The 3,366-nt window shown below is 65.8% G+C and carries 3 protein-coding genes; all 3 read right to left on the reverse strand.

What is annotated here, in order from left to right:
• Nucleotides 1–1,005: TolB-like translocation protein (locus AC3XYG_RS28370; protein ID WP_489143232.1), on the reverse strand; the 1,005-nt coding region annotated here is incomplete at its 3' end.
• 263 nt (nucleotides 1,006–1,268) lie between these two features.
• Nucleotides 1,269–2,630: a calcium-binding protein gene (locus AC3XYG_RS28375; RefSeq protein ID WP_489143233.1), complete on the reverse strand. Its 1,362-nt coding sequence runs from the start codon at nucleotides 2,628–2,630 to the stop codon at nucleotides 1,269–1,271.
• A 249-nt stretch (nucleotides 2,631–2,879) separates the two neighbouring features.
• The coding region (locus tag AC3XYG_RS28380) for a hypothetical protein (protein WP_489143234.1) at nucleotides 2,880–3,366 on the reverse strand (487 nt) is incomplete at its 5' end.

Genomic DNA, 3,366 nt, shown 5'->3' on the forward strand with positions numbered 1-3,366 from the left:
CAGGGCATCGTAGAGGAAGACATCCGATTTGCCGTTGGTGTCGCCGTCGACCAGATTGTCCGCGCTGCTGGTGAACACCATGAAGCGGCCGTCGCCCGAGATCGAGACGTCGGAGGACAGGCCGTCGGACTGGCCGCCGCCTGATGCCACCGAGATCCGGATCGTGGTGCCCAGCACGGTGTCGCGCAGGAAGATGTCCAGCACGCCGTTGGTGTCGCCGGCCACCAGGTTGCTCGCATCGCTCTCGAAGGCCACATAGCGGCCATCCCCGGAGATCTCGGCGTTTCTGGTGAAGGGGCTGTTGGCCGCCCCGCCATCGGCTGCGACCGCGATGTCCGTTGTGGTGTTCAACACCAGATCGTGCAGCAAGAGCGAGAAGTTTGAATTCGGACCGTAGCCGAGGAACGTGACGAACCGGCCGTTGGCCGAGAGCGAGGCGTCATCCGAGTACACATTTGTGTTGGGGGCGATCAGGGTGGTCGTCCCGAGCCTCATATCCTCCAGGTACAGCCCAATCCCATCCCCCACACCACCGAAGAAGTGTACGGGGCCAGAGAGCAAGAGGTAGTTCCCGTCGTGCGATACTTTGCCTTGCACAGAGTCGGCGTAATTAAATATGCCCTGGTCGTCATAAAACCCGCTTGTCGCAGCTATTCTCTGGGTCGTTCCGACGACGCGATCCAAGAGATAGAGACCGTTGGTATCACTCAGATCGCCATTCCCGTCATCCCATCGCCCGTTGACGCTGTAGATGACATAGCGGCCATCGTCAGAGAATGACAGATCGTTAGGGGTGACGGTTGTATCCGATTCTGGTGATGTGACGGGGAGATCGAGGATTGTGGTCCCGTGTGCGTCGACGATTGCGACTCCAGTTCCATAACTCGGATTTCCCGGCCCATGCACCCCGACCAGGCAGCCGTCGCTGGAGATCGAGCCGGCATAGAGATCCGTGTTCTTGCTGCTCGTCAGGCTGGTCAAAGACGAGAGGTTGAACGTCGTCATGGGACCGCTTCCTTCTGAATCGATGAATGCGTCGGCACCTTGGGGCCGACATGAAACCTGGGAAAATATGGCTTAATTTGCAGCCATCGCCGGCCGGCGGCAACCCCTGCCGGGGCGCCAGGGCGGTTGCGATCGGCCTTCGATCCGCGCATTTGGCCGGATCGGCAAGGCGGCGCCTGGGCCGCGGGGCACTCCAAAAAAGATGGCGGTGTCGCTGCCGACACCGCCATCCGGCCGATGGGTCTCGGCGCCCGGCCCCGGGGTCAGAGGATGAAGTCGCCGGCCACCAGGCTGCTCGTGGCGTTGACCACGATCTGGAACTCCGGCGTGGAATCCGCGTCGGTGCTGCCTTCCACGATCACCGCGCTGCCGGAGACGAAGAACCGGACCTGCCCGGCGGCGGAGAAGGCGGCGGTGCCGATGAAGCTGAAGGCCTGGTTGCCGGCGACGCCGGTGTTGGCGTCCATCGCCGACAGGTCGATCCGGTCGCCCTCGGCGTGATGGAAGTCGGCGATCACGTCGCGGCCGGCCGTGGTGGCGGCCGAGTGGCTGGCGTCGGACAGGACGAAGCGGTCGGCTCCGCCCAGGCCGACCAGGACGTCCTTGCCAGCCCAGCCGTTCAGCCGGTTGGCGACGGTGCTGCCGGTCAGGGTGTCGGCGCTCTGGCTGCCGTGCAGGTTCTCGATATCGATGTAGTGGTCGCCCTGGGCATCGCCGCCGGACCCGAGCCCGGTGGTCAGGTTGGCGACGACACCGACGGTGCTGTCGGTGTAGGTCGCCGTATCGCCCAGGGCGGTTCCCTCGAACCCGCCGCTGAGCTGGTCGGCCCCGGCGCCGCCCCGCAGCACGTCGTCGCCATTGCCTCCGATCAGGATGTCGTTGCCGCCGAGGCCGGTCAGCGCGTTGGCACCCTCATTGCCGAAGATCCGGTTGTTGGCGGCGTTGCCGGTGCCGCTGAGGCTGGTGAGACCGCCGAGGATCAGCTCCTCGACATTGGCGGCCAAGGCGATGCTTGCGAGGGCGAGCACCTGATCGTAGCCCTCGCCGGCCCGCTCGACCACGATGTCGTCCGCGGAGTCGACGGTCACCAGGTCGTCGCCGGCGCCGCCGATCAGGATATCGTTGCCGGCGCCGCCATCCAGCCGGTCGTTGCCGCTGCCGCCATCGACGATGTCGTTGCCGCCGCCGGCATCGACCACGTCCACGCCGTCGAAGCCGCGCAGCACGTCGCTGCCATCGCCGCCGATGATGATGTCGTTCACCGCGGTGCCGGCGATCGATTGCGGCGTGGTGTCGTAGGCGGTGCTGAACACGTTCCAGTCGGCCGAGATCCCCTGCGCGCTGAAGGTGTTGCTGGCTTCGAAGTGCAGGACATAGGCCTTCAGGCCCGGGCCGGTCTCCAGCCCGAGATCGGCGTCGGCCGTGCCGCTCTCAGAACCGTACCCGCCGAAAATCCCGATCGTGGGCCCGCCACCGGCCCGGGAATAGGTTATCCCCCAGGAGGTGTCGCTGAAATATTCCGACGTTTCCGGGTCGGTGTACGGGTCGACGTAATAATCGATATGGGCGGTGAAGACGCCGGAAAATCGATCGATCTCGACGTTCAGACCCCAATAGCCGGACATGGATGTTTCCCCCCTCGAGTCTGTGTTGAACGGCACGGTTCCGGCCGCAGACTCTCCCGGCCGCGCATGATCCCGCTGACTCTGCAGGGGGACGGGGCGCCGTTCGTCTTTCCAATCGCCGCGTTGAATCGCGGAGTATCGGCAAAAGGCGTATCTCAAATCGCCGCCAGCATACCGGAATACCTGGTGTCGCGGGATCACCCGATTGGGTCAGCCGGCGGGCGGATCGATCCGTCGGGCCTCGATCGCCTAACGGCCCAGCGCGACGGCCGAGCCCGTGAACGGCAGCGCCAGCACATAGCCGGCCGGCGGCGACAGGATCGGCTCGCCGGCGGCGGTGCCGAACTGGGTGACACCGCGGCCGATGTGGTGGGCGAGGTCGTGGCGGCCGCCGCCGAACTCGAACGCTGTGCTGGCGACCAGCTGGGCCGAGAACACATTGGTGCCGACCAGCGGCACGGTCTTGCTGCCGTCGGGACCGATGACCGTCGTGCCGACCACCAAGCTGGTGCGGCGGAAGGTGGCGATGCATTCGCCCTGCGCGAAGGAGGCCGGGTCGTCGAAGGTCCCGGCCGGCCGGCGCTGCAGGTACAGCGAGAATTCGCCGACCGGATCGACCCCGAGCGACAGGCTGCCATTGGTGACCCCCTGCGCCTGGAATGGCTTGGCGGCGAAGGTGAAGTGCGCGGTGGTCTCGCCGCGCGGCCCCGCAAACAGCGGCACGTCGGCGAAGGGC

This window comes from Inquilinus sp., from assembly GCF_057815775.1.

Coding starts and splice junctions, on each gene's coding strand:
- AC3XYG_RS28375 (WP_489143233.1), bottom strand. CDS start 2,630: ATGTCCGGCTATTGGGGTCTGAACGTCGAGATCGATCGATTTTCCGGC.